This window comes from Glutamicibacter nicotianae (assembly GCF_006539525.1).
Taxonomy (GTDB): Bacteria; Actinomycetota; Actinomycetes; order Actinomycetales; family Micrococcaceae; genus Glutamicibacter; species Glutamicibacter nicotianae.
In genome coordinates, this window is the sequence record NZ_BJNE01000003.1 from 220,398 (window position 1) to 245,630 (window position 25,233).

Sequence of the window (25,233 nt, forward strand, 5' to 3'; positions counted from 1 at the left end):
ATTGGTGCGGACCGTAGGATGTCTGACGGGACAGTGCATGCCGGCAGCGAAGCAACCGGCAATGAGCCGGCTTCACCTAGGCAAGGCAAGAATTGTTGCGCACCCCCGCACTTCGACCGAAAACTCTGGGAACAGAAGAGGACCACGTGAGCATGGCCGACTATGATCCACGAATCACGGAACTCTACGACACGGATAATCCCGATGGTCCGGATCATGATTATTACCGTGCACTTGCGGCTGAAACCCAAGCCGAACGGATCCTGGATCTAGGCTGCGGCACTGGGCTCTTGACGGTAACGCTTGTTGGCGAGCGAAGAACTGTCGTAGGCGTTGACCCCTCACCGGTAATGCTTTCCTACGCCAGGCGTCGGCCCGAAGCTGGGAGAGTCACCTGGATCGACGGCGATTCTTCGGCTATCGAAGGCGGGCCCTTCGACTTGATGGTGATGACTGGGAACGTCGCCCAGCACATCCCTGGCCAGCAGTGGGAACGAACCTTGAAACAACTGCGCGAAGCTGCGAGGCCCGGCACGGTGCTGGCTTTTGAAAGCAGGAACCCGTCGACGCGTGCCTGGGAAAAGTGGGATGCTGAAGAGTCCACCACTCGGCAGACGCCATTCGGCCCGCTGACCGAATGGTTCGATGCCGACGAAAGCAGCCCGGGAGTCGTCCGCCTAATGTCCTACGCCAAGTTCGAGCAGTCGCAGGAAGTAGTGGTCGAAAAATTGGAGTTGGCCTTCCGCAGCGCCGAGCAGATCAGTAGAGATCTTTCCGCCGCAGGGTTCGAGGTTCGCGCTATCTGGGGCGACTGGACGCGAGAACCATTCAACGGCGAGCAGCCGCTGATGATCTTCGAAGCTGAAGCGGCCAAGGGAAAAACCGGGGAGACGGCTCATGGATAAGCGGTCTTCGCAGCTCCAGGTAACCAGGTTTTCCATCGAACAGGCAGCCTGCTTGCAGCGGTTGATGGAAAGCAACCCGGGGTATTCGCAACGTGTTACCAGCGCAGTTCCCGCAGCTGATGCCGCAATCGAGGCATTGACCGCCCTGCCGCCGACGGCGCGGGCCGAGCAGAAAATCGATCTTGGCCTTTGGCTGGATGCAGAACTCGTCGGATTCGCTGATCTGATTGTCGGCTGGCCGAGAACGGACACGGTCCACATCGGATTGCTCATGATTGACGGCGCAAGGCAAGCAGAGGGGTTGGGGAAGCAGCTCCATGAAGAGGTACTCGCGCTGGTGCAGGATTATCCGTCGATCACCACCTGCCGGATAACGATTGTCGATACGAACGCCGCCGAAGCGGAACCGTTCTGGACGAGCCTTGGCTACAGGCCTACCGGGGAGGCCAGCAACCATGCGGCAGGGGACCAGAAGTCATGCGCATGGACGCGTCCGGTGACCAGCACGAGAAAGGAATAGCTGGATGAGCAGATCCCCAGATAACATCCTGTTGCGCTTCTCGGCCGAGCAGGAGCAGCAAGTGCGGGAAATCTTTGCCCAGCTGGAAAAGCGAGGGTTTCCAGCACAACACCAGACTCCGCATATCACCATCACCTTTTCGCCCAGCATGAGCGATGCTGTAGCGCAGCGGGCCGCAGAACTGCTCCCAGATCTCATCCCCGCCTGCTTCCACCGGGTGGGCACGATTGTTTTCGGTACCAAGCGCAAGCAGACGGTTGCCTGGCTGCTGGAAACGACCGACGCCCTGGAAATGGCGGCCCGGGAAATCAGCGCCGTGAATCCCGACGGACGAGGACCCAGATGGACCCCGCATCTGACCATGGGCCTGCGCCTTCCACGCGAGATCGTTCCCGACTATATCCGTGCACTGGATGAGCTGGCGGCAGCGCAGCTCAGGGAACTGACTGCTTGCAGGGCAGCACTGTGGAAGCCCCGGCTGCAGGAATTGACGCTCTTGGCCGGTGACATGGAGCACAACGGCCGTGACTAGCTGGCCGAGGACCTCTGCGTTTTGGCCGAAGCACGCATAATGCGCAGATAGCCGAAGCCGACAAATAGATGCAGCACCGTGCCGGCTGCCAAAATGGCTACGCCCGGTGCGGCCAGCACCGTAAATTCGGGGATTCTGCCAAAGGCCACGCAGGCCAGGCCCAGCATCATGATGGCAGTGCGGATCTTTCCCAGCCATGTGGAAGCCGGCGGGGATTCAAGGCGCAAGAAGAAATAGGTGCACAGCAGAACCAGGTCAGTGACGAAAACGGCCAGGCCAACCCAGACCGGGATCGCTCCGCTAATTACCAGCGCGATAGCGATAGCCACGATGCCCAAGCGATCGGCAATGGGATCCAGCAGGATGCCAAGCTGCGAGACCTGGTTGAACTTGCGGGCGATAAACCCGTCAACCCAGTCACTGAGGCCGAAGGCAAGAAGCAGCACCGCAGTCAGCACCGGTTCGGTATCGGCCACCAGAAAGCCAACGATGGGAAGAACCAGGAGAAAACGAATGATCGTGATGGCGTTCGGAATCGTCGCCCATTCATGTTTGCGTACCGCGCGCGTTTCCACTGTTTTCCCCTTTCCCTTAGTTGAACGATGACGCACGGAGCCGCAATATACAAGGCTGCGAGCCAGCTGGCCCGGGAAAAATATCCGTCCAGTTGGCCGAGGTAATTTGTTAAAGAACTGCGGGGGCCGTCCCGAAGGACGTCCCCCGCAGCCAAAGCTAAAGGGCAGGGTGCGGCATTAACCCTGTTCGAGAAGCTGGAAGCTCACGCCGCCCTGCTCGTCTACTGCCGCATCGAGTACTTTGCTATCCAGTGCGTCGGCAATCGCCTCGTCCACATAGACAGGGCTGCCTTCGGTATCCACCACGCCATCGGTGCTTTCGGGCGCGGGGACAATCTGCAATCCGAAAGCTGCATCTTCAGGGTGGGTGCTGTCTGCCTGCATGATGCGCAGGCCAGCGGTTTCTTCCTCGGCTTGGTTGGTGACGATCGCGGTCACGATCGATGCTGCTTGGTCGGTCAGTGCGAGCACGATGGCTCTCCTTCCGGTTGAGGACATGCCAAGTTCAGGGCATGTGCGTGCCACGATTCCAAAAATGGCAATGAAACTCAACACCGCTTAACAGCTGCGCAACATGCTTGGACTTGAACCCAGCCCAGCGATAGGGTCCGCCCCAATGCATTGATAGGAATTGAACCGCGAAGGAGAAAACGAATGAGCAACAATCCGCCAGCCCACGGCGTGACTACCACGGAGCCTGAATTGCGCTTGACTGACTTCCGTGCTCAAGACCTGTCTGCGGTGCACAACTTCGCTGCTGACCCACTGGTGTGCCGGTACTCGACGTGGGGCCCTAACCAGCTGGCCGATACCCAAAAATTCCTTGCCGATGCACTAATCGAGCAACTGCACCGTCGCTTGCGAGCGATCATGCTTGGCGATGTGCTCATTGGTTCTGCGTCAGTGTGGGCAACCGACCGGAAGGCCAAGGCCGGAGAGCTTGGCTACACGCTGAATCGGGAATACTGGGGCAACGGATACGCCACGGCTGCCGTGGGACACCTGCTCCGACTGGGGTTCGAAGATCTTGGTTTGGAACGAATCAGTGCAACGTGCGATGCCAGGAATGCAGCTTCCATCCGCGTCCTTGAGAAATCCGGTTTCAAGCTCGAAGAGCGCCGCACCGAAGACCCGGAAAACAACAAAGGACGGGTTGAAACCCTGGTCTTCGGATTGCACCGAACCTAACTGTGGTCAAGCGCCTTGCAGGTACACTGGCAGTTCTGCGATGAGCACGTCTAGAGACGAGGAAACCTGAATGAGACTCCATCACGTTCAGATATCAATGCCACGTGGTGAAGAATCCGAAGCTCGACGATTCTACGGTGAAGCGCTGGGACTTGCCGAAGTTCCCAAGCCTGCCTCCCTCGCCGGAAGGGGAGGATGCTGGTTTCGTGCTTTCAAAGCGGATGCCGTGGTGGCGGAAATCCATCTTGGCGTAGACGATTCATTCGTACCGGCCAAGAAAGCGCATCCGGGATTAGTTTGCGACTCGATCCACGAGCTGGAAACTCTCGCTGAACGCATCGGCTCCATGGGCTATGAACTGTCTTGGGCTGAGCGTGAAACCTTTGAAGGATATCTGCGGTTCCACGCGCGTGACGGATTCGGGAATCGACTGGAAATCATGACTCCGGCAAGCTAGCACAATCACATTACGTTCGGGAGGCCTTGTGGAACCGATGACTTTCGCAGCAACCAGGGATCAAGCCGTGCCAGATGATGTCGCGCGATTGCTTGCCTCTGTTCCCGAGTGGTTTGGCCAACCTGAATCCAACGCGGAGTACATCCAAGCCGCGCGGAGCAAGGAAACCTGGACCGTGCGCAATGCCGCCGGCACGGTACTCGGTGTTCTCTTGGTCGACCGGCACTACGCCCACAGCATCGAGATCCATCTAATGGTGGTCGACCGCGAACTCCATGGAACTGGAATCGGGTCGGCCTTATGCTCAGCCATTGAAGCCGACGCGCTCGCCGGGGGAGTTCAGCTGCTGCAGGTCAAGACCTTGGGGCCTTCGCACCCGGATGCAGGCTATGCGAAGACTCGTCGGTTCTATGAAAGCCAGGGATTCCTGCCGCTGGAGGAAACTGACCTCTGGGGACCCGAAACGCCCTGCCTGATTATGGTGAAACCACTAGCCGGCAAGCAGCGAGGGAAGCGAAATAGCGCTTGATTTCGGGCCGAATGGGGGAAAGCTGGGAGTTCATCTTGCGGTTGTTTCGCTAGGGGGCCTGGAGCCGTAGACTGGGCGCAATCCGCCACGACGTTAGGAGATCTCCTTGTCTGATATTTCAGCACTTGCCCAGAACCTCGCCCAGGAGCATGCTTCAGGGAAGCTGTTGGTGATGCCCACCGTGTGGGATACCTTCAGCGCCAAGGTGGCGGTGGAAGCCGGGTTCGAATCCCTGACCATCGGCAGCCATCCGGTCGCCGATTCCATAGGCAGCGCTGACGGCGAGCAGATGGACTTCGCAGACTACTTGGCTGCGGTGCAACGCATCACCAGCAGCGTCGACGTGCCGGTCAGCGCCGACGTCGAGTCCGGCTACGGACTGGACCCCAGAGAACTCTTCGAACGCGTCGCCGCAGCGGGTGCAGTTGGAGTGAATATCGAAGATGTCCTCCATCGGGAAGGAGGCCGTGTGCGCGAACGCCAGGAGCATGCGGACTACATCCACGGCGTCCGCCAAGCGGCGGATGCTGCTGGCATCGACTTCGTGATCAACGGACGCACCGATGCTGTGAAGCTGGCCGACAAGTTCGCCGACCCGCTGGGTGAGGCTATCGAGCGCATCAAGCTGATGGAGCAGGCCGGTGCGCGCAGCGTGTATCCGGTGGCGCTGGCCGATGCGGATCAGGTAAGGCAGGCCGTGCAATCGGTTGGAATCCCGGTGAATGTCACTGCCCACCCGGTCACGGCGCACGCCGCCGGAGACTTGGCGGCCTTGCGAGAGCTGGGAGTTCGCCGGGTGAGCTTCGGACCGCTGTGGCAAATGTGGCTGGCGGAGGTCTCCGGCAGGCAGCTCGGGGAGTGGCTCTGAGCTCTTGCCAGATCGTGTAATTGCACCTCGCTGAGGCAACAGTCGTACGCTGGAGGCATGGACGATCGGCAAACCCCGCATGAAACGGCACCCTCCAGACCTCGGGTTTTCCGTGAGATCATGGAGAACCTGTCGCCAGGGTATTTCGCCCTGACGATGGGCACTGGCATTGTCTCCATTGGCCTTCACGAAGCCGGATGGGACCTTCTCTCCGGGATCCTGCTGTCGTTTGCCGTGCTGTCGTATGCAGTGCTGTGGGTGCTGTACATCTGGCGGGCAATTGCCTTCAGCGGAGCCATGAGGGCTGAACTTCGCCGACCGGAAATGGCCTTCGGGTACTTCACCGTCGTCGCCGGCACCGATGTTCTCGCGGTGCGATTGAGCGCCGAAGGATTCAGCGCGATCTCCATAGTGCTCGTGGCCCTGGCCGCCATTCTGTGGTTCATCTTCGGCTACGTGCTGCCGTGGCAGGTTTTCCTGAGCCGGGACGGAAAGCCGATCCTCTCCCGGGTCAACGGCACCTGGTTCATCTGGGCGGTGGCCAGCCAATCCTTGGCCATCGGCCTGAGCGTTATCCAGCCGCATGTTGCGAACGGGCAATCACTGATCGGCTTGCTTGCCGTGCTGACCTGGTCGGTGGGCGTCGCGCTCTATGCTGGCATCGCCGTGCTGGTGCTGCTGCGGATCGTGCACTTCGGGATGACTCCGAAAGAATTCGAACCACCGTATTGGGTGGCCATGGGAGCCATGGCCATAGCCGTTGTTGCGGGCAGCAAGATTGTCGGCATGGATTCCACTCCAATGGTTGATGCCACCCGTGCGCTGATTGCGGGGACAGTGGCGGCTTTCTGGAGCTACTGCCTCTGGCTGATTCCAATCCTGGTGGGAGCTGGCGTGTGGCGGCATGTGGTGCACCGCGTTCCGCTGGTGTACGTGCCCACGCTATGGTCAATCGTCTTCCCTGTCGGAATGTTCGCAGTCGCCTCGATCAACCTTGGAAGGGTCGACTCGTTGCCGGTGGTGGAAAGCATCGGCCACGGGTCGCTGATCGCCGCGGTGCTGGTGTGGGCTGTGGTCTTCGTTGCGATGATCCGCCACTATGTGCTGCTCGCTTGGCGCAGCCGCACCCGCAGCTAATAACTGATTCGGTAGGCTTTGCCGATGCTGTGGTTGTCCTCAATGGTTGCAGCATGAACGCGGACAGATCGGCACGCGGTATGGTTCCGCGCAACCGGCCGGGTTCGCCATGCCGTGTGCGACCGTTTCGCGGCCGCGGCTGGGGCAGCGGGGATCGAACCGAGCAGCTGCCCCGACAGGCCGAAAATCATTCTCCGCATTCCCCGTTCCCGTTAAGCATTATTCATGGTCGGCGAGTTGATGAAATGCTAACTTAGGCCACAGGCGGCTATATCAACCCAAAGCACCGAGGCGCGTCTTGATGAATGATTTTCCTGCTCAACCTCCATCTGGCATGAAGCAACGACGAAGAGCATTCGCGTGGCAACCCGAATCCGATACGCTCATTGCTCTGGCCACCTTGCTGGCGTTTTCCCTGTGCTACTACGCGGGAACCTCGATCAACAGCCTTTTCCTCTGGCTTGGCATTCTGGTCTTCGGCACCGCCATCCCACTGTGGACGGTGCTGTGCCAGCGGCGTGAAACCTTGGCCGGGGTGGGGATCACGAGAAAATTCCTGCTGACGTCCCTGGCTGTCTCTCTGGTTCTGGGTGCCGGATCCGCCTACCAATTGTTTGCCTTGTCCAATGCCATGGGTGCCGATTTTGCAAGCCACCTGGTGGCGAACTTCCTGGTCCTGTGGGAACCATTCTTCGTCTTCGGCTGGCTGTATCTGCGGTGGGAACGCGCCTTCGGATGGTTGCCCGCTATTGTGCTGACCGGACTTGGCTTCATGATCCAGCACCTCGGATCGGTCCAGTTGGAAGCGGCAGCAGGCTTCGGTGTTTTCGCAATCATGTTCGCGATTGCCTTTGCCCTGGTGCGCAACCTCGCCGTGCTGTGGCCGCTGTTCTATCCTGTAGCCAGCGGGATCGGGACCTTGCAGGCGGGGTTTGTGATGGGATGGGGCGATGCCGGCATTTCGGCCATCGTCCTGGTGCTCCAGCTGGCGATTTTCTGGTGGATCAACAAGAAGGCCAAGAGTCTGCCTGCGGCTTAGATCATCGTGCCGGCAGCGTAGGCTGCCTGCCCGACATGCACGGACGCATCGTCGATGATCGATACCAAGCGCACCGCACGCGTTACTGCTGGATTCCAGCTGCGATCGATGATTTCGTCCAGTTCTTCCTCGCCCAGCGTGGCGGCGTAGCCGCTGAGCCCGGACAGGCACGCGGCCAAGTAGTCCACGAGCAGCTGCTGGTCGGTCACGGTAATCTGGCGGGCCTGTTCGGCACTATGCCCGTAGCCCATCGAATCACCGAGCTCGCCCAGGTTGAAGCGTGCACGGAACTGCGCCCAGCGTTCGGGTTGGCCGCTCAGCGCCGAGAGCTGGGTATCGGCTTCGCGTCCGGCATGCCACAGCAGCCAGGCAATCGAGTTGGGATGGTTTCCCGGATGGGCATTGAGCTGTTCGGCGCTCAGCTGCGGCAGGGCCTGCGCCGCATCAATTGGGCGCTGGGCCAGATCGGCCAGAATCTCGGAGGCGTTCATGATTCCACCGGTTCCTCTTCCCCGCGATGCCAGTCGCGGTCTTCGGTATCGGCAACGAACCCGGCGGCGAGATAAGTGGCAACGGCTGCGCGGTTCTCGCTGGGCGTGCACACCAAGGCACTGGACGCACCCATTGACCGCAGCTCTGCGGCGGCGGCCAGGCTGATCGCCGTGCCGAACCCCTGGCCGCGAAAAGCCGGGTGCACCGCAATGGGTTCCAGCAGTCCTGGCCGCCCGGAACCAGCGGACCAGACCCCGGCGACGGCCAGCGGGTTCATCTCCCCGTCGTAGGCGGTGAGGCATTGGCCCTGTTCATAGATCGGAGTGCTGGCCATGGTGTGCCAGCGCTGCAGCGCACGGGCTAGATCCTCCTGCGTGAAATCGCTGCCGCGAAAGGCGTTGAGGTGCACTTCCATCCACTGGCCGGCCAGGGAAGCATCAATCCGCCGGAAGGCCAGTTCAGGCAGCCGCACCGGAGCATCCAGGGCACGGCGCAGGGGAGTCCAGGCTTCACCGGGCATCCAGCCATGGGCCTGCAGGATCTTGCCCAGTGCCGTTGCGCCGCGGGCTTCGATGCTGGCACTTCCGGCCGGGAAGATCTGGTTCTCCGCAGAGCTGAGGTCGGCATGGATCTGCTCGGCCAGGGGCTGGATGTCGACAAAGTCGGGATGCAGTGCCATGCGAATCAGGTTCGGTCCATCGAGCAGGCCGATGGCATAGATGGATTCGCGGTCCGCCCAGGCCCGCAGGCCTTGTGCGGCGGCTTCCATGCCCCGCATGGCGTACCAGCCCACATCGCCTGGATGCAGTTGCACCGGCAGGCCGTCACGTTGCCAGCTGGCGAGCTCGTCAACGAGGTCGGCAACCTGCGCCGCGGCGGGAGTATGCATTCGAAGGCCCATTGGCCTATTCAAGCACCGGGCCTGCCCGGCGGACAAGGGTACGCAAAGGGCAGCGGGATGGCAGCTTCCCCAGGATGCTGCGCTCCCGCTGCCCATGCGTGCGAGTGCCTCCGGCCTACAGTTCGACGGTGGCTTCCCAGGCCGAGTGGATGGCGCCGTGGATGTAGTTCACGGCGCCGGCATCGCCGACCACGTCGACGCTGAAGCCTGCGCCGCGCAGCTCGTCGGCCACTGGTGCGGCGGCGGTGGTGCCGTCCGCGTAGACCACCATGTCGGCCGGGGCGCTCTGCGCCTCGCCGTTCACGGTGAACTCCACGGACTTTTCGGTGATGCGGTCCACCGTGGCGTTGCGGTGGATCTGCACGCCGTGGGCCAGGTTGTCCTTGACCGCGGTCCAGCGGCGTGGCATGGCCAGCGGCAGGCCCAGCTGCTGCTTCTCGTGCACCAAGGTGACCTTGCGGCCGCGTGCGGCGAGGAACTCGGCCAGCTCCAGGCCTACCAGCGAGCCGCCGATCACCACGACGTTCTTGCCCATCGGCAGCCAGTACTTGGTGAACTGGCGGACGAACTCCGGGGACTTGGTCAGCCCGGACAGGCGTCCCAGCTTGCCCATGGTGCTCAGCACCAGGCCGGCCTCGGCGGCGGTGGCGGTACCCAGCATCATGGCGCGCAGGGTGTCGCCGGTCTGCACGTTCGGCAAATCGCCGCCGGGCATGTCGGGCTTCGGGCGCACTGCGCCGGTGGCAACGATGATGTGGTCCGGGTTCAGCGCGCGGATGGTCTCCACGGTGGCAGGGGTGTTCAGCTTGACCGCCACGCGCAGGCGCTTGAGCTCGGACTTCAGCCAGCGCAGCAGGCGCTCGTTGTCCGGGGTGGTCATGGTGGAGAACCACATGGTGCCGCCCAGGCGGTCGGCCTTGTCGATCAGGGTGGCGCGGTGCCCGCGTTCGGCCAGCACGCGGGCCGACTCCATGCCCGAAGGTCCGGATCCGACAACCACGATGTGCTTCGAGGCGCTGGCAGGCTTCAGCGGCAGCAGCTTCTCATTGCCCAGCGCCGGGTTCACCGCGCAGAACGGGGTGTCGTCGAAGAAGTTCTCTCCCACGCACAGGTAGCAGTTGATGCATGGGCGGACCTGGTCGAACTTGCCCTCGCGCAGCTTGTTCGGCAGTTCCGGGTCGGCCAGCAGCTGGCGGCCCATGGCGGCGAAGTCGACCTTGTTCTCGGCAATGGCCTTCTCCGAGATCTCCGGAAGCATGCGGCCCACGGCGATGACCGGGATGGAGACGTGCTTCTTGATCTCGGCGGCGTTTTCCAGGTAGGCGCCGACCTTGTTCGGCAGCGGGCCGTCGGTGAAGTTGTCGAACGGGTTGCGGCCCCAGCCGGTGACATGGATGGCATCCGCGCCGGCGGCTTCGAACAGCTTGGAAGCTTCGATGGACTCCTGCAGGCTCAACGCGCCTTCCTGGCCGTATTCCTCGCCGGCCACGCGCACCAAAATCGCCAGCTTGTCGCCGACGCGTTCCTTGACCGCGGAAATGACTTGGCAGGCCAGGCGGGCGCGGTTCTCCAGCGATCCGCCGTACTCGTCGGTGCGCAGGTTGTCGCGCTGGTTCAGGAACACACCCAGGATGTAGCCGTGGGCCACATGGATCTCGATGGCGTCGGCCCCGCCCTTGGCCACGCGCTCGGCGGCGTCGGCCCAAGAGGTGATCAGCCAGTCGATGTCTTCCTTGGTCATCGTGTGGTAGGTGGTCTGCTTGCCCGCGGTGGCGGCGCCCATCTTGGCGAGCTCTTCTGGGGTGCAATCGGCCAGTGCGTCCATCGAGTAGCGGTAGTCCGGCTCATTCGGGGCGAGGACCGGACGGTCATTGGCGGTGTCGACTCGGGCCACCTTGCCGTGGTGGGTCGACTGGATGCACAGCTTGGAGCCGGCAGCGTGGATGGCGTCGGCCAGTGCCTTGATGCCGGGGATGAACTTGTCGTCAGACAGTCCCGGTTCCTTCATCGACGCGGCGCCGTAGGGGAAGGCGATGGCGCAGGCGCCGGTGATGATCAGGCCGGCGCCGCCAGCGGCGCGAGCGGCGTAGTGATCGATTTCCGACTGCTCAATCTCGCCGCCTTCGGACACATTCATGTCCATCGCCGGAAGCACGATGCGGTTCGGGGTGCCCATGGACCCGATCCGGCCTTCTGACATTAGATGGGGAAATTCCTTGTTGCTCATGACAACATGGTACCGGTGGAAAACACTCCGATTTGCGTCAGGGTACCAGATTGACTGCGATAAAAGCAGGTAAAATTAATGACTAGCGTAAATACAATCAGTCCACCTAAGTAATCTAATCTTTGGTTCGATCTACTATCGACAGAGAATTACTGAAAAGAATTCTATTTATATTGCCTAAGTCAACGATAATTAATTTCCATATGCGGAGATTAAATGTGCGCCCCAATCCCATTGCAAAGTGATGGGCATCACTGTCGCGGTAGGCTTGAAGCATGTACTGGGAAAATATCGTCTTCGATGCCGAGAACCCGCGGCGGCATGGGGAATTCTGGGAGGCTGCGCTCAAATGCCAGATGCTCACCGATAACCAAGGGGGCTACGAAACACGCTTGCAGTTGCCTGGGGAGCGTTACCTGGATCTGTGTTTCCCCATCGTCCGGGATCCGGATCGTGCCCGGCAGCGCGCGCACCTGATCCTCGGCAGCGGCGCCCCTCCTGCCGAAGACCTTGGTGCGGAGCTGCTGGATGCTCTGGAAACCCGGCTCGACGCCGCAGGAAACGAGTATCTGCTCCGAGCCGACGGCAAGCCGGCAAGTGGCTTGGTGCTCGAAGCCTTCCAACTTGCCTGCGCTGACCCGGCAGGTGATGCAGAATTCTGGAAGCAGCTGCTTGGCTGGGAAATCGTAGCGCGATCCCCGATGGTGCTGGCCGACCCAACCGGCGTGGGCCCGCGTCTGGTTCTCGTCCGCGAAGCGTCGCCCAAGACAGCGGCGAAGAATGCGATCCACCTTGATTTGCGTCTTGAGCAGGCGGAGAGCATGGATGACGCGCTTGCTGCGATCTGCGCATCGGGTGGAGCTGAGCTGGATGGGCCGTGGGAGGGATTGCCATGGCGGGTATTCCAGGACCGCTCAGGAAACGAATTCTGCGTCTTGGCGCCGTCGGCTTCCTCTGATGACTGATCCGGAGACGTCCGGGGTGGCCAGCCGGAAGCATCGATTCTACGCAAGGAAAAACGTGCAGCTGCATCTCGGTACAGAGCACTCCCACGCAATGGTCCCAGGACGGCCACGTCGTGGAATCGTGGTGCTGGCGCTGCTGCTGGCCACTTTGGCTCATTTGCTGGCCCAGCTGTTCTGGCCTTCCGGGTTGCTGGCCGATGCCACGCAGATCCTGCTGATGCCGCTTTTGGCAGGAGCGGTTATCTCCTTCACCACTTCGCCGCGCGGCAGGCTGATCCGGCTGGTGCTGGCAGCGCTGTTCTTCTCCTGGGTCGGTGATGCCCTGCCGCGGTTCATGGATGGAGACCCGGCATTCCTGGCCATGGTGGGCGCGTTCCTGGTCGCGCAGTTCTTCTACATTGGCGCTCTGGCAAGATACTGGAAATCTTCGATACTGCGCCGATGGTGGATGCTGTTTCCCTATCTTGCGGCATTCGCAGTGCTGCTGGTCCTTTGCTCACCCGGTGCCGGAGCGCTGCTTGCCCCGGTGATCATCTACGGCTTGGCATTGATGGTGATGGCCATCCTCAGCACTGAGCTGGGACCCGTCGGGGGTTCCGGCGGCGCAATTTTCTTCCTTTCCGATTCCTTGATCGCACTGCGCTCATTTACGGACATTGGCATTCCCGGCATGGGATTCTGGATTATGCTCACCTATGTGGCCGGGCAGGCCATGATCAGCTATGCCGCGAGCCAGCGCGATGCACAGGAGAAAAGCACGACGACATGCAGGTAAACCACCTCAGCAGAATCCCGTTGTTCATGGTGCATGGCAACGGCGTAGACCACCGGATTCTCAAGCCGCTAGAAGCAACGCTGGAGAAAATGCGGATTTTCGACTTGCACTACATCGACTTGCCTGGCTTCGGCACCTGCCCGCCGCTTGAAAATTCCGGTGGCCTGCCAGAACTGGCAAGCTGGTTGGAAGCGCTGATCCGGCAAACCGCGGGCGAGGGAAGATTTGCGCTGCTGGGCAATTCCCTTGGCGCCTTGCTCTGCCAAGAGATGGCCGACAAGTTTCCTGGCCAAGCTCAAGGGCTTTTCCTCCTGGCGCCAGTAGTCTTTCCTGATGCCGCTCGGCGTACCGTGCCAGAGCAGCAGGTGTCAGTAGCAGACCCTCTGCTTCTGGCTGAGCTTGATCCACACCATGCGCAATTATTCTCTGACGTAGCAGTGGTTCAATCACCAGAAGCATGGCGGAAGTTCGCGCAGTGGGTGCTGCCCGGGTTGGACTGCGCGAACTTGCGAGCCATGGCTAAGCTGTCACGGCGGTACTTCCTGGACCCGCTGCCCGTCGAGCGTGGAAACCAGCTGGATATTCCGGTCACGATCGTGTGCGGGAAGCAGGACCATGTCACCGGATACCTGGATCCCGAGCGGCTCGTCCACCGGTATCCCCTGATGAAGCTCTGCGTGCTTGAACCAGCGGGCCATAACGTGCACCTTGAGCAGCCCGAACAGGTCTTGGCCGAATTGCGGGACTGGGCGCAACGTACCGGCGGCCTGCAGGAACGATCTTGATCCGGAAGGAAAGGTCCAATCCGATGACGCGCAACGCTCGATTGGGACTTGAGGAAATGCCGGCATCCGGCTACATTTCGAAGCAGCAACTACGGTTTTGCCTGAGCAAGAAGGAACTTGGCATGGACGAAGCTCTCGTGCTGCGCGAGTTGGCGAGCATTGATGAAGTGCCTGACCTATTGGATATCTGGCGCAGTTCGGTGGAACGCCGGAGGGACTTCCTCTCAGCTGCAGACATTGATGCAGTGGCAACCGCCCTGGAAGCAATCTATAGCCAGTCGGTGACCGTCAGAATCGCCCAGCAAGGCCAGCGCATCATGGGCTTCGCAGCCTGGAGCGATACACGCATTGAGCTGCTCTGGGTGCGGCACAGCGATCGCCACAAGGGTGTAGGCCGTGTTCTGCTGGAAGCAATCGTCGCGCACACTCCCGGCATCAGCGTGCATCTGGATTGCCAGCGACAGCCTGCCATTTCATTCTTTGGCGACTGCGGATTCTTGGCAGTCGACGGAGGTCCAGAACTGGTGCCGCAACGGATCACGTTGCGCCACACAGAATCTTTGCCCCGAATCGTGGCACCATAGTTCCATGAGTGAAAAAAGCCGTGAAATACGGGAAGTCAGCATCAAACGCGTCGAATCACGCAAGTACCAGGCCACCAGCCTGGAATCCGGCGCCAGCCTGGAATTCGGCCAGGGCGAAGGGCTGCTGACGCCGGTGGAGCTTCTGCTGGCTGCCATTGCCGGGTGCTCAGCGATCGATGTTGATGTGGCGACTACCCGCAGAAGCGAGCCTGAGAACTTCGAAGTCAAGGCGAGCGGCTACAAGGTCTCCGAGGACTCGGCTAGCCGAATGGAAGACATCCGCCTTGGCTTTGATTTGAAGTTCCCCGATACCGAGGAGGGGCGCAAAGCGGCCGGCATGGTTGAACGCATCGTCAAGCTATCCCATGACAAGTACTGCACGGTTTCTCGCACCGTTGAGCTAGGTGCCTCAGTGCAGAGCGAAGTCCTCAACCAGGCCTGATGCATTTCGTGCGGATCCCAGATTGATAATGGCCAATGGCTGACTCCGCAACAGCTTCCAAGGCAATTCACGGATTCGAGCGCGACACGAATTTCCCAACATTGCGTGAATCAGTTGTCGTTATGGCTTGATTGTTCGAAAAACGTTGAATCCAGTGTGAATGAATCATGCATCCGCAATTCGGGGTATGAAAGTCCATCGATTCAAGCTGGCAGTACGGGTCTTTGCCCTAGTCAGCGGAGAACCTTCATCGTAGGGTCAGATTGTCCCTACGTTGAAGGAGCAGCAATGCAGTCTGAGAACGTTTTAGGCAATATCGACTGGGCGTCGATGCTACAAAAGGTTGGCATCGCGCTAATCATCCTCATCATTACGTGGCTTCTCGCGCGCATCGTTCGGTGGGCTGCCGCCAAATTGGTGACCAGGGTGAAGTTCCTGCAGAAGCAGGGCAATGACGGAGAGCAAATAGGCCAATCTCTGGGCAAGGTTGCGGGACTGATCGTCTGGCTGTTCGGCCTCGTGGCAATCCTGCAAGTATTCGCGCTATCTGAAGTGCTATCGCCGGTGCAGGGCCTGCTCGGCGGCGTCATGGCCTTCATCCCCAACCTCATCGGTGCGGGCTTCATCTTCTTCATCGGCTACGTGATCGCCAATATCGTTCGCCAGCTGCTGAAGACCGGTTTGGGAACTGTCGACTTCAGCGGGCTGGTCCGCAAATTGACCCCAGGCGATGAACCGGTTGACGAAGTCCAGTCTCGCGAGTCCCAAGCGAAGATCGTTGACATCATTGCCAATATCGTCTTCGCCTTGATCCTGCTCGTCGTTGCCATTTCGGCACTGCAGGTCTTGGGCATCGCGGCAATTTCGGACCCTGCCCAGCAGATGCTGCAGCTTGTCTTCACCGCAATACCGCAGGTCATCATGGCCTTGGTGCTCTTGGCCGTCGGTATTCTGATTGCCAAGTTCGTCGGCCAGCTGCTTGAATCAACCCTTCACGGGGTGGGCACCGACTCCGTTGTTGCCCAATGGGGTGTTGTTCCCGAAGGCAAGAGCGCTTCGGGAATCATCGCTGGCATCGTCAAGATTGCCATCGTGCTGTTCTTCGGCGTGATGGCGGCCCAGATGCTGAACTTCCCGGCGATCACCAACATCCTCAATGAAATCCTGGCCTTGGGCGGCAAGATTCTCTTCGGCGCAGCAATTATCGCCGCAGGTTTCGTCATCGCCAACGTTATTGGCCGTTTCTTGGGCGACACCACCGCTTCAAAGATCATCCGCTACACGGCAATTGCGTTGTTCGTGGCAATGGGCTTGAAGTACATGGGTATCGCTGATTCGATCATCAATATGGCCTTCGGTGCAATCGTCATTGGCGCGGCTTTGGCCGCGGCGCTGGCCTTTGGACTTGGTGGCCGCGATGCTGCGGCTCGCACGCTGAAAAAGATCGAGGCCAATCAGGCCACCGACGGCCCGGATTCGACGCCGCCGGCATCAACTCCAGGCATCTAGCCAATATCACTAAACCTGAGGGACAGAGAAAAAGTCGCGGAACCCGAAACCGGATTCCGCGACTTTTTGTTGCCCGCCAAGCTACGGCTGCGTGCTCCACGGCAACGGCACTACGTCGGGGACCTGATCAGTCCGCAACCGCGCGTAGGCGTACACGTCAACGCGTTCTCCAGCAACCAGGAACTTACCGCGCTCGACACCCTCGCGCAGGAACCCGTTGCATTCGGCAACACGCTTCGATCCAGGATTGTTCGCCCGAAGACCTAGTTCCAAACGGTACAAACCGAGCTCGCCAAACAGGTGGTTCACCAAAGTAGCCACTGCGCGAGTGGCCAGAGACCTCCCGCGGTAGTCCTGGTTCATCCAATACCAAACGCATGCGTTCTGATTGGCTGGATCGACAGTACCGCAGACCAAACCGACCAGCCGGTCCCGATAGGCGACGGCCAAAGCCTGCTGCCGTTCGCCGGCCTCCATCAGGGCACGCACGTACGATGCGGCCTTTTCCGGAGTGTCGGCATCTCCTTGGCGATCCATATCGGCATTGGAGGAAAAGGCTTCGAAAACAGCTTCGGCATCCGATTGGCGCAGCCTGCGAACCGAGAAATCGTCGTCGACTAATGCGGCCTTGTTCGGTTCTGCAAAAGAAAGCTGCCGCGCAGCGGGCGTGCCCTGATGGAACAGCAGCTGCCAGCGATCCTGCTCATGGATCCACAGCGAACTGCGCTCGCTGGCGGATCCCGATAGTAACCTCCAGCGCAGAAGCACCGCTTGATCGGCAACCTGGATTGCCACGGGGCTTCCGACTTCCCGAGATCCGGAATCCCGTTCCGGCTCCTGGGCCAGCTGGGCAATGATCGCCTCGCGATCGTAGACACGGCCGCTGGCACCCACTTCGGAGAACTGCGGATGCAAGTACCGTTCCAATTGCCTGCGGCTATGGCGCTGGCTGGTTTCCAAGAGCTCCTGCTCCAACGAAATGATCGTGTTGGACAACACAGATCCCTGGGGAAGCACGCGGGGGAAGTCATGAGATGCCATGTCAACTAGTACATCACAGAAGATGACGGAGCTGCGGTTACTCAAGTTCGACTTTATGAGCTGGATCATGCCTATAATCGCAGTACTCCGCGGGAGCCTGAATCGACCAGGCTGAGAGGGCACCGAGCCGACCGCTACACCTGATGCGGGTCATGCCGCCGTAGGAAGGATGCGTGCTCTCGTGCATGTGAATATTGTTGGCGCCGGAATCATCGGCCTGTCCGTTGCGTTCGAACTGGAATCACGGGGACATACTGCCACCCTCATCGATCCAGCACCAGGCCAAGGTGCAAGCTACGCGGCAGCCGGAATGCTGGCCCCGGCAGCTGAAACGGTCTGGGGCCATGGCCCGCTTCACGAGCTGCTTGCCGCCTCGAATGCCGCCTATCCAAAGTTCATTGAGCGCATCGAATCCGTGACCGGGCAACGCCCGGACTACCTGCAGAACTCAACCCTCGTCGTCGCGGCCGAACCGGCTGACCGCGAAGCCCTGCATGAGCTGGCCGAACTGCAAGCTTCCCTCGGCCTGTCAGCGGAAAAGCTCTTGCCCAGCCAAGCCCGCAAACTCGAACCAGCCTTGGCCGCGAATATAGCAGGCGCAGTCCTATGCCAAGATGACCACCAAGTCGACCCACGGTCAGTCGTCAAAATCCTGCTTGATCACCTGCGTGGCCGCCTGATCGAGGAGCGGGCGCAGGCGCTGGTGGGCGACGGGAGCCGAACCAACGCGGTACGCACCGCATCGGGCAAGATCCTCGAAGCGGATCAAACCATCGTGGCCACCGGACTGGGCACCATTGACGGCCTGGACCGGGTGCCGGTGCGCCCCGTCTACGGAGATATTCTCCGGATCCAGGGGCCAGCCGGTCCGCCATTGATCACCCGGACCATCCGCGGCATCGTGCACCGGGAGCCGGTGTATCTCGTGCCGAGAAAGGACGGCAGCCTCGTGCTTGGAGCCAGCGTCCGGGAAGACCGCCAGCCTGCAGTGAACATCGGAGCCATGCATTTGCTGCTGGACAATGCACGAAAGCTCATACCCGGCATCAGCGACTGCACGCTGAACGAGGCAACTGCCCGGGCCCGTCCCGCCACTCCCGATGACCGTCCGCTGCTGGGGCGCATTGACCCGGGACTGGTGCTTAGCACCGGATACTCCCGGCACGGAGTGCTGCTGGCTCCGCTGGGCGCAACACTCACCGCTGAACTCATTCACGGCCCTGAAACCCATCCGTTGCATCAGGCTGTGAATCCACACCGCTTCGCCACAGCAACCCAGACCACCCACCGAACGGAGCAGCACCCATGAAAAGCATTGGCATCAAGTTCAATTCCCGGGAACTGAACCTGGACGAAGGAATCACCCTTCGCGAATTCATCAGCATGCAGATCGGCAAGGATCTGGATAGCAACTCGGCGGCCGTGGACGGCAGCAAGCTTGGAATAGCCGCCGCGGTCAATGGCGCTGTCATCCCGCGCAGCGCCTGGAACAGCTACACGCTGGCCGAAGGGCACAGCATCGAACTCGTTACCGCAGCCCAGGGAGGCTAGGCGTGGACACGCAAAACATCACCGAACTGGACATCAACAGCGATCCATTCCAGGTTGCAGGACGCACCTTGTCTTCGCGCTTGATCCTCGGCACCGGGGGAGCGAGTTCGCTGACCACCCTGGAAAGCGCATTGCAGGCCTCTGGAACCGAACTGACTACCGTGGCCATCCGACACTTTTCGGCGGCAGGCGAGTCCAACGTGTATGACTTGCTGCAGCGCAACAACGTGATTGCGCTGCCGAATACCGCTGGATGCTTCACCGCCCGCGACGCGATCCTCACCGCGCACCTGGCCCGCGAAGCGCTGGAAACGAACTGGATCAAGCTCGAAGTGATTGCGGACGAGCACACGTTGCTGCCTGATCCGCTGGAGCTGCACGCTGCCACCGAACAGCTGGTCGCCGACGGATTCCAGGTCTTCGCCTACACCAACGATGATCCTGCCCTTGCCCAGCGCCTCCAGGACGCCGGTGTTGCGGCCATCATGCCAGCCGGCGCACCAATCGGATCCGGCCTGGGCATCTTGAACCCGCACAATATTTCCACCATCGTCTCCCGGGCCCAGGTGCCGGTCATCCTGGACGCCGGAGTCGGCACCGCCTCGGACGCTGCTCTGGCCATGGAGCTCGGCTGCGATGCCGTGCTGCTGGCCAGTGCGGTGACCCGGGCGCACAACGCGCCGCTGATGGCGATGGCCATGAAGGATGCGGTGCGTGCAGGACGAGCCGCACGGCTCGCGGGCCGGATCCCGCGCCGCGACACCGCCCTGGCATCCTCGCCCACCGAAGGCATGATGCAGACCCTGGTCGGTGACTTCTCGTGAACCAGCCAGCATTAGTAGCCCCGGGGCCGGAGCTGGCATCTGAAGAATTGGCGCGTTATTCCCGGCATCTGTCGCTTCCCGGCGTCGGCGAAGAAGGGCAACGCAGGATCGCCAATGCCAAGGTGCTGGTAATCGGAGCCGGGGGACTGGGCAGCCCCATTGCCACCTACCTGGTCGCCGCGGGGATCGGCACCCTCGGGGTCGTGGACGACGACACGGTTGAACTGTCCAACCTGCAACGCCAAACCATGCACAGGCAACAGGACGTAGGCCGCTTGAAGGTGGAATCGGTCCGCCGGATGGCCCACGAGCAGAACCGGAATGTCCGGGTTATCGCCGTGGATGGCAAACTGGATGAGACCAACGCAGTGGCACTTTTCAGCGACTACGACCTGGTCATCGACGGCAGCGACAACTTCGCCACGCGCTACCTGTCCAACGACGCCGCGGAAATCACCGGCACGCCATTGGTCTGGGGGACGCTGTTCCAATTCTCCGGGCAGGTGTCCGTCTTCGATCCGCGCACCGGTCCGATGCTGCGCGACCTTTTCCCTGAGATCCCCGATGCGGACTCCGTGCCCAGCTGCGCCGAGGGCGGGGTCTTTGGCGCCCTGTGCGGCGTCATCGGCTCGGTGATGTGCACCGAGGCCCTGAAGCTCATCACTGGAATCGGCACCACGCTCAGCGGAAAACTGTGGCTCTACGATGCACGGGAAGCCAGTGTGCGAACACTCAATTTTGCCAGGGACCCGCAACGCGAACCGGTGAGCCGGCTGGGCGAGTACCAGCCAGCGTCCTGCGCTGTCGATGGGCATGTTCCGGAAATTTCCGTTGAGCAACTGGCGGACCTTGAAGCGGAGGAACCGGTGCTGCTGGTGGATGTGCGTGAAGCCTGGGAACGCGAGATCATTGCGATCCCGCACAGCCAGCCCCTCCCGCTCGCGCAACTGGAAGAACAAGGACTGGGAGGGCTCGCGCAGGGTGCCTCGGCGGTCGTGTTCGTCTGCAAAACGGGTGTCCGTTCACTGCGGGCGGCGCGGATTGCCAGGCCGGATCTGCAGCCAGCCGTCCAGGTGTACAGCCTCAGCGGCGGCACCGTGGAATGGGCCAGGCAGGTTCAGGGGCAGCAGGTGGCCTACTAGCGCCCGGCCTTGCAGTGCCTGCGCTTCTTGGATCCGGCCCAGCTCTGGCATACTTGCGCCATGGCTATGGGAATTGCGCTGGAGATCCGTGAATTGGAGATCGGCGACGAACAGCAGGCAATCGATGCCCATCATTTGATGCTTGGCGAAGATTTCGAGTTCTTGCCCACCTGGACTTCCGCTGAGGCGTGGGAGGACTATGCCTACCGGATGAAGGCAGGGCGCCGTGGCGAGCACATCCCCGAAGGATGGGTTCGCTCGGCGCTGTTTGCCGCCTTCGACGACGGGGAACTGGTGGGCCGTGTATCTGTGAGGTATGAGCTCAACGAGGGCCTGCTTCATTACGGCGGGCATATCGGCTATGGTGTAGTTCCCGAGTATCGTCGCCGTGGTGTGGCACAGCAACTGTGCAGATTCGGATTGCAGGAACTGCGCGAATCAGGAATTGAGCGCGCACTGGTTACCTGTGCTTCCGATAACATCGGTTCAAGATCGACCATTGAAAAATGCGGCGGATTGCTGGACGCCAAGCTTCCGGAAATTGAAGCCAGCCATGGCGCCGGCACGCTGCGTTTTTGGATACCTACCCAGTCGATCCGCTGAATTTCTCGCGACCGGTACATGAAATTCCTGTATGTTCTGACACAGATCAACAGACTATTAGTCTCGAGAGCGTAAACTGGATTGTTGGGTCGACTTTGGCCCCGACTCCACAGACCCAAATTCTCGAGCGGAAGTGAGCCTTCACGCATGTCAGCAAACACCATTACTCGCGATGAACTTCGCAATGTAGCCATTGTGGCGCACGTTGACCACGGCAAGACCACCCTGGTCAACGCCATGCTCCAGCAGACCGGCGCATTCGACAGCCATGGTGAAACCGAAGACCGCGTGATGGACTCAGGTGAGCTGGAACGCGAGAAGGGCATCACCATTCTTGCCAAGAACACCACCGTGTTCTACAGCGGCCCAGCGGCCGAGGGCAAGAAGATGACCATGAACATCATCGACACCCCGGGCCACGCCGACTTCGGTGGCGAGGTTGAACGCGGCCTGTCCATGGTCGACGGCGTTGTTCTGCTCGTCGACGCATCCGAGGGTCCGCTGCCGCAGACCCGCTTCGTGCTGCGCAAGGCGCTTGGCGCCAACCTGCCAGTGATCATCGTGGTCAACAAGACCGACCGCGCCGATGCCCGCATCGACGGCGTCGTCTCCGACTCCATGGATCTGCTGCTCGGCCTGGCCTCCGACCTGGCTGACGAAGCTCCGGACCTGGATCTGGATGCCATCTTGAACGTTCCCGTGGTCTTCGCTTCGGGTAAGGCCGGCTATGCATCGATGAACCAGCCAGTTGACGGCACCCTGCCTGACAACGAAGATCTTGAGCCGCTGTTCGAGACCATCATCAAGCACGTTCCTGCGCCGACCTATACCGAGGGCGAAGTCCTGCAGGCCCACGTCACCAACCTTGACGCTTCGCCATTCCTCGGCCGTCTTGCACTGCTGCGCATGATCAACGGCACCCTGCGCAAGGGCCAGCAGGTCAACTGGGCACGCCAGGACGGCACCATGAAGCAGGTCAAGATCACCGAACTGCTGGCCACCCAGGGCCTGACCCGCGTTCCAGCTGAAGAAGCCGGACCGGGCGAGATCGTTGCAGTCGCCGGTATCGAAGACATCATGATCGGCGAAACCCTCACCGACCTGGAGAACCCTAAGCCGCTGCCGCTGATCACCGTTGATCCACCTGCGATCTCCATGACCATCGGCATCAACACCTCGCCACTGGCTGGCAAGGTCAAGGGCGCCAAGGTCACCGCACGCCAGGTCAAGGATCGCCTGGACAAGGAACTGATCGGCAACGTTTCGCTGAACATCCTGCCAACCGAGCGTCCAGACGCTTGGGAAGTCCAGGGCCGTGGCGAACTGGCACTGGCCATCCTCGTTGAGCAGATGCGCCGCGAAGGCTTCGAGCTGACCGTTGGCAAGCCGCAGGTTGTCACCAAGATGATCGACGGCAAGGTCCACGAGCCAATGGAGCGCATGACCATTGACGTGCCGGAAGAGTACCTGGGCGCTATCACCCAGCTGATGGCATCGCGCAAGGGCCGCATGACCGACATGGCCAACCACGGTACCGGCTGGGTTCGCATGGAATTCATGGTTCCAGCACGTGGCCTGATCGGCTTCCGCACCCGATTCATGACCGAAACCCGTGGTGCCGGCATTGCCGCTTCGCTGGCCGAAGGCTACGAGCCGTGGGCAGGCGCCATCGAGTACCGTATCAACGGCTCGATCGTGGCCGACCGTGCCGGCGTGGTGACTCCATTCGCGATGATCAACCTGCAGGAACGCATGAGCTTCTTCGTGAAGCCAACCGAAGAGGTCTACGAGGGCATGATCGTGGGCGAGAACTCGCGCGCCGATGACATGGACGTGAATATCACCAAGGAAAAGAAGCTCACCAACATGCGTGCAGCTTCCTCGGATTCCTTCGAGAACCTGACCCCGCCACGCACCCTGACCCTGGAAGAGTCGCTTGAATTCGCTCGCGAAGACGAGTGCGTTGAGGTCACCCCGGAAGCAATCCGCATCCGCAAGGTCCTGCTGAACGCCAACGACCGTGCCAAGGCCAGCCGTGCACGCGCACGCTCCTAATAATCGCAATTCCCTCGGAGGCAACTTCTCCGCGCTGTGGCGCGGTGCGGTTGCCGCCGTGGCTGCAGGATTGTTCGGCACGGCAATCCACGCCTCCATCAGCTATATCGGCAACGATTTCCCGCTGGTTTGGGGCGTGCTCGTTGCCTGGCTCCTGCTCGGAGTACTGGTGTACTGGGCTGCGGTTTCCTCCGCGAAGCTGTGGGCCGGTGCGGTGGCGTTCATCGGATGCTATGTGACTGTTGGCCTGATTTCCTATGTGGGCGACGACCAGCTGATCTTGGGCATGCAGTACTACGAGTACCTGCCCGGACCGGCGTTGGCCTCTGCACTGTGGATGTACGGAATGGTCATTCCATCGGTGATTGCCTTGCTGTGCTCCTTGCGGGTGTTGCGCAAGCAGCAACGGCAGAATTGAAAAACAGTAGGAGTTCTTCCCCAACGGGAGGAACTCCTACTGTTTTTAATAAGGTTTTGGGGAAGCGGTGACCGGCCTACTGGCCGTCACGCGCATTGCCGGTGATATCCAGATGGTGGGCCAAGAACAGCGAGGTGGCCACGCCATCGGGATCCGGGTCGCGTACTGCGTAGTCCTCGATAACCGCCCGCAGCCGGCTCATCAGTTCCTTCTGGTTTTCTTCATTGAGTTTCAGACCCAAGCGGATGACCTGTATTTCCTGCGGATCAAGTCCCTCGATTTCCTGCAGGAAGGTGTCCACGAGCATCGGAGCCGCGTCGGGAATGCGGGTGCCCCAGGACTGCTTGGTGCTTCGATAGGGCACTTCTTTGGCACCGCGGTTGCCTCGGCGCGGTTCTTCCGCGGCGAGGTAGCCGTTGCTGACCAGGGTACGCACGTGATGCAAGGACGTGGCGGGATTCAAATCCAGAATGTCCGCAATTTCCTTGTTCGTGCGTGACTCATGGAGGCACAAGCGCAAGATGCGAAGCCTCAGCGGGGAGCTGAGGGCTCGTGCTCGCGATTGGACAAGTTTATCGGAGGGCATGAAAACAGCATACGCGAAAAGTGTTAAGTGATTGGAAGATTCAAATCGCATGTCTTCCCAAGCCGGATCAACGCAGCTGCGACCCGGATAAGTGGCATCGTGAAAATCTTGCGGCTTGCTAGGACGCTATTCGCTGCGCGGGACGCGGGGCCTGCGGCGCGTCGGAGCCTGCGGTACCCGCTTGGCGTGGGTGATCGCCGCGCGGGGGATGCGTACCAGCTCGGTGCGGGTCTGGATGCTCACCGATTCCTCGGTCACTTCCCTCAGCTCTCCCAACGCGTCGGAAAAATGTCCGCCGGCCTGGCCCTCGGCCAATCGGTAGCGGACAACTAGCCGTTCACCGGGCGTCACATCACTAAAACTAAGCATTTGGAAGCGTCATCTTTTCGTAAGAAGAATTCATTTGCACCACGGGAAGCTGAAATGTGAATGGTCGATTACGTCACAGCGCGCCGATAGGCGGTTCGATGAATGGTTATACAGGACTAGACTGTAGTTTGAGCTGGTAAAGGATTCAAAGAGCATCTGCTGAAACCACTAGCTCTGTTGAAACCACCCAGTGCAAGGAAAGGTCTCGGCCCTC

30 protein-coding genes and 1 riboswitch are annotated in these 25,233 nt (G+C 60.6%); of the genes, 22 read left to right on the plus strand and 8 right to left on the minus strand.

The window, feature by feature from the left end:
• Positions 1 to 152: 152 nt before the first annotated feature.
• Genes ANI01nite_RS05820 through ANI01nite_RS05830 form a run of 3 tightly spaced genes read left to right on the plus strand, consistent with a single transcriptional unit; the run spans position 153 to position 1,957 of the window.
• On the plus strand, positions 153 to 905 hold the full coding sequence (locus ANI01nite_RS05820; RefSeq protein WP_141356652.1) for a class I SAM-dependent methyltransferase: 753 nt from the start codon (positions 153 to 155) through the stop codon (positions 903 to 905).
• Complete coding sequence (locus tag ANI01nite_RS05825) at positions 898 to 1,425, plus strand: GNAT family N-acetyltransferase (protein WP_141356654.1); 528 nt, start codon at positions 898 to 900, stop codon at positions 1,423 to 1,425. The genes ANI01nite_RS05820 and ANI01nite_RS05825 overlap by 8 nt, the downstream gene beginning before the upstream one ends.
• Before the next feature lie 4 nt (positions 1,426 to 1,429).
• Positions 1,430 to 1,957, plus strand: a complete 528-nt coding sequence (locus ANI01nite_RS05830; protein ID WP_141356656.1) for a 2'-5' RNA ligase family protein — start codon at positions 1,430 to 1,432, stop codon at positions 1,955 to 1,957.
• On the opposite strand, the gene ANI01nite_RS05835 is transcribed toward ANI01nite_RS05830, so the two are convergent.
• Both ANI01nite_RS05835 and ANI01nite_RS05840 read right to left on the minus strand, forming a co-directional pair.
• The gene (locus ANI01nite_RS05835) at positions 1,954 to 2,532 is read right to left on the minus strand and encodes a CDP-alcohol phosphatidyltransferase family protein (RefSeq protein ID WP_038990642.1); all 579 of its coding nucleotides are present in this window, start codon (positions 2,530 to 2,532) and stop codon (positions 1,954 to 1,956) included. The two genes, ANI01nite_RS05830 and ANI01nite_RS05835, sit on opposite strands and share 4 nt — an antisense overlap.
• Before the next feature lie 177 nt (positions 2,533 to 2,709).
• Complete coding sequence (locus ANI01nite_RS05840) at positions 2,710 to 3,003, minus strand: hypothetical protein (protein ID WP_038990641.1); 294 nt, start codon at positions 3,001 to 3,003, stop codon at positions 2,710 to 2,712.
• Between the two features lie 183 nt (positions 3,004 to 3,186).
• Between ANI01nite_RS05840 and ANI01nite_RS05845 the strand changes: the two genes are divergently transcribed.
• The 6 genes from ANI01nite_RS05845 to ANI01nite_RS05870 all read left to right on the plus strand — a co-directional run bounded on the left by ANI01nite_RS05845 (position 3,187) and on the right by ANI01nite_RS05870 (position 7,750).
• Positions 3,187 to 3,720, plus strand: coding sequence for a GNAT family N-acetyltransferase (locus ANI01nite_RS05845; RefSeq protein ID WP_141356658.1), 534 nt, complete (start codon positions 3,187 to 3,189; stop codon positions 3,718 to 3,720).
• A 70-nt stretch (positions 3,721 to 3,790) separates the two neighbouring features.
• Positions 3,791 to 4,177 carry a VOC family protein gene (locus tag ANI01nite_RS05850; RefSeq protein ID WP_038990639.1) on the plus strand — a complete coding sequence of 129 codons (387 nt, stop codon included), beginning with the start codon at positions 3,791 to 3,793 and terminating at the stop codon, positions 4,175 to 4,177.
• 37 nt (positions 4,178 to 4,214) lie between these two features.
• Complete coding sequence (locus ANI01nite_RS05855) at positions 4,215 to 4,706, plus strand: GNAT family N-acetyltransferase (RefSeq protein WP_038990638.1); 492 nt, start codon at positions 4,215 to 4,217, stop codon at positions 4,704 to 4,706.
• Between the two features lie 106 nt (positions 4,707 to 4,812).
• Positions 4,813 to 5,574 (plus strand): isocitrate lyase/PEP mutase family protein, encoded by a 762-nt coding sequence (locus ANI01nite_RS05860; protein ID WP_141356660.1) that lies wholly within the window; start codon positions 4,813 to 4,815, stop codon positions 5,572 to 5,574.
• A 57-nt stretch (positions 5,575 to 5,631) separates the two neighbouring features.
• On the plus strand, positions 5,632 to 6,711 hold the full coding sequence (locus ANI01nite_RS05865) for a tellurite resistance/C4-dicarboxylate transporter family protein (RefSeq protein ID WP_141356662.1): 1,080 nt from the start codon (positions 5,632 to 5,634) through the stop codon (positions 6,709 to 6,711).
• Positions 6,712 to 7,045: 334 nt separating this feature from the next.
• Positions 7,046 to 7,750 carry a hypothetical protein gene (locus ANI01nite_RS05870; protein WP_141356664.1) on the plus strand — a complete coding sequence of 235 codons (705 nt, stop codon included), beginning with the start codon at positions 7,046 to 7,048 and terminating at the stop codon, positions 7,748 to 7,750.
• Here the strand turns inward: ANI01nite_RS05870 and ANI01nite_RS05875 are convergent.
• The 3 genes from ANI01nite_RS05875 to ANI01nite_RS05885 form a co-directional block, all read right to left on the minus strand.
• Positions 7,747 to 8,241 (minus strand): DinB family protein, encoded by a 495-nt coding sequence (locus ANI01nite_RS05875; protein WP_141356666.1) that lies wholly within the window; start codon positions 8,239 to 8,241, stop codon positions 7,747 to 7,749. The two genes, ANI01nite_RS05870 and ANI01nite_RS05875, sit on opposite strands and share 4 nt — an antisense overlap.
• Positions 8,238 to 9,143 (minus strand): GNAT family N-acetyltransferase, encoded by a 906-nt coding sequence (locus ANI01nite_RS05880; protein ID WP_170214576.1) that lies wholly within the window; start codon positions 9,141 to 9,143, stop codon positions 8,238 to 8,240. The genes ANI01nite_RS05875 and ANI01nite_RS05880 overlap by 4 nt, the downstream gene beginning before the upstream one ends.
• A 115-nt stretch (positions 9,144 to 9,258) precedes the next feature.
• Positions 9,259 to 11,343, minus strand: coding sequence for an oxidoreductase (locus tag ANI01nite_RS05885; protein ID WP_218024305.1), 2,085 nt, complete (start codon positions 11,341 to 11,343; stop codon positions 9,259 to 9,261).
• A gap of 302 nt (positions 11,344 to 11,645) precedes the next feature.
• Here ANI01nite_RS05885 and ANI01nite_RS16655 point away from each other — a divergent pair, with 302 nt between their 5' ends.
• The 6 genes from ANI01nite_RS16655 (at position 11,646) to ANI01nite_RS05910 (ending at position 16,430) form a co-directional block, all read left to right on the plus strand.
• The gene (locus tag ANI01nite_RS16655) at positions 11,646 to 12,335 is read left to right on the plus strand and encodes a VOC family protein (RefSeq protein ID WP_073705951.1); all 690 of its coding nucleotides are present in this window, start codon (positions 11,646 to 11,648) and stop codon (positions 12,333 to 12,335) included.
• A 55-nt stretch (positions 12,336 to 12,390) separates the two neighbouring features.
• On the plus strand, positions 12,391 to 13,110 hold the full coding sequence (locus ANI01nite_RS05890; protein ID WP_170214577.1) for a lysoplasmalogenase: 720 nt from the start codon (positions 12,391 to 12,393) through the stop codon (positions 13,108 to 13,110).
• A 26-nt stretch (positions 13,111 to 13,136) separates the two neighbouring features.
• The gene (locus tag ANI01nite_RS05895; protein WP_255314435.1) at positions 13,137 to 13,895 is read left to right on the plus strand and encodes an alpha/beta fold hydrolase; all 759 of its coding nucleotides are present in this window, start codon (positions 13,137 to 13,139) and stop codon (positions 13,893 to 13,895) included.
• Positions 13,896 to 14,017: 122 nt separating this feature from the next.
• Positions 14,018 to 14,479: a GNAT family N-acetyltransferase gene (locus ANI01nite_RS05900; RefSeq protein WP_038990627.1), complete on the plus strand. Its 462-nt coding sequence runs from the start codon at positions 14,018 to 14,020 to the stop codon at positions 14,477 to 14,479.
• A 4-nt stretch (positions 14,480 to 14,483) separates the two neighbouring features.
• Positions 14,484 to 14,921 carry an OsmC family protein gene (locus tag ANI01nite_RS05905; RefSeq protein ID WP_141356674.1) on the plus strand — a complete coding sequence of 146 codons (438 nt, stop codon included), beginning with the start codon at positions 14,484 to 14,486 and terminating at the stop codon, positions 14,919 to 14,921.
• A gap of 288 nt (positions 14,922 to 15,209) precedes the next feature.
• Positions 15,210 to 16,430, plus strand: coding sequence for a mechanosensitive ion channel (locus ANI01nite_RS05910; RefSeq protein ID WP_073705954.1), 1,221 nt, complete (start codon positions 15,210 to 15,212; stop codon positions 16,428 to 16,430).
• A gap of 81 nt (positions 16,431 to 16,511) precedes the next feature.
• Here ANI01nite_RS05910 and ANI01nite_RS05915 read toward each other — a convergent pair whose 3' ends face one another.
• On the minus strand, positions 16,512 to 17,426 hold the full coding sequence (locus ANI01nite_RS05915) for a GNAT family N-acetyltransferase (RefSeq protein WP_170214578.1): 915 nt from the start codon (positions 17,424 to 17,426) through the stop codon (positions 16,512 to 16,514).
• A gap of 124 nt (positions 17,427 to 17,550) precedes the next feature.
• A riboswitch (TPP riboswitch) is annotated at positions 17,551 to 17,655 on the plus strand.
• On the opposite strand from ANI01nite_RS05915, the gene thiO reads away from it, so the two are divergent.
• From thiO to ANI01nite_RS05950, 7 genes are all read left to right on the plus strand, one after another.
• Entirely contained in the window at positions 17,653 to 18,780 is a 1,128-nt protein-coding gene (thiO, locus tag ANI01nite_RS05920; RefSeq protein ID WP_170214579.1) for a glycine oxidase ThiO, read from the plus strand. Its footprint overlaps the riboswitch before it by 3 nt.
• Positions 18,777 to 19,022, plus strand: coding sequence for a sulfur carrier protein ThiS (gene thiS, locus ANI01nite_RS05925; protein ID WP_052253651.1), 246 nt, complete (start codon positions 18,777 to 18,779; stop codon positions 19,020 to 19,022). Before thiO ends, thiS begins: the two co-directional genes overlap by 4 nt.
• A 2-nt stretch (positions 19,023 to 19,024) precedes the next feature.
• Positions 19,025 to 19,846, plus strand: a complete 822-nt coding sequence (locus tag ANI01nite_RS05930; RefSeq protein ID WP_073705957.1) for a thiazole synthase — start codon at positions 19,025 to 19,027, stop codon at positions 19,844 to 19,846.
• Positions 19,843 to 20,988, plus strand: coding sequence for a molybdopterin-synthase adenylyltransferase MoeB (gene moeB, locus ANI01nite_RS05935; protein ID WP_141356680.1), 1,146 nt, complete (start codon positions 19,843 to 19,845; stop codon positions 20,986 to 20,988). Before ANI01nite_RS05930 ends, moeB begins: the two co-directional genes overlap by 4 nt.
• Positions 20,989 to 21,054: 66 nt before the next feature.
• Positions 21,055 to 21,591 carry a GNAT family N-acetyltransferase gene (locus ANI01nite_RS05940; protein WP_170214580.1) on the plus strand — a complete coding sequence of 179 codons (537 nt, stop codon included), beginning with the start codon at positions 21,055 to 21,057 and terminating at the stop codon, positions 21,589 to 21,591.
• Between the two features lie 147 nt (positions 21,592 to 21,738).
• Positions 21,739 to 23,646, plus strand: coding sequence for a translational GTPase TypA (gene typA / locus ANI01nite_RS05945; RefSeq protein ID WP_066140514.1), 1,908 nt, complete (start codon positions 21,739 to 21,741; stop codon positions 23,644 to 23,646).
• Positions 23,627 to 24,064 (plus strand): hypothetical protein, encoded by a 438-nt coding sequence (locus tag ANI01nite_RS05950; RefSeq protein ID WP_038990620.1) that lies wholly within the window; start codon positions 23,627 to 23,629, stop codon positions 24,062 to 24,064. Before typA ends, ANI01nite_RS05950 begins: the two co-directional genes overlap by 20 nt.
• Before the next feature lie 76 nt (positions 24,065 to 24,140).
• On the opposite strand, the gene ANI01nite_RS05955 is transcribed toward ANI01nite_RS05950, so the two are convergent.
• Both ANI01nite_RS05955 and ANI01nite_RS05960 read right to left on the minus strand, forming a co-directional pair.
• Positions 24,141 to 24,650: a helix-turn-helix domain-containing protein gene (locus tag ANI01nite_RS05955; RefSeq protein ID WP_073705959.1), complete on the minus strand. Its 510-nt coding sequence runs from the start codon at positions 24,648 to 24,650 to the stop codon at positions 24,141 to 24,143.
• A 126-nt stretch (positions 24,651 to 24,776) separates the two neighbouring features.
• The gene (locus ANI01nite_RS05960) at positions 24,777 to 25,001 is read right to left on the minus strand and encodes a putative acetyltransferase (RefSeq protein WP_255314426.1); all 225 of its coding nucleotides are present in this window, start codon (positions 24,999 to 25,001) and stop codon (positions 24,777 to 24,779) included.
• Positions 25,002 to 25,233: the final 232 nt, after the last annotated feature.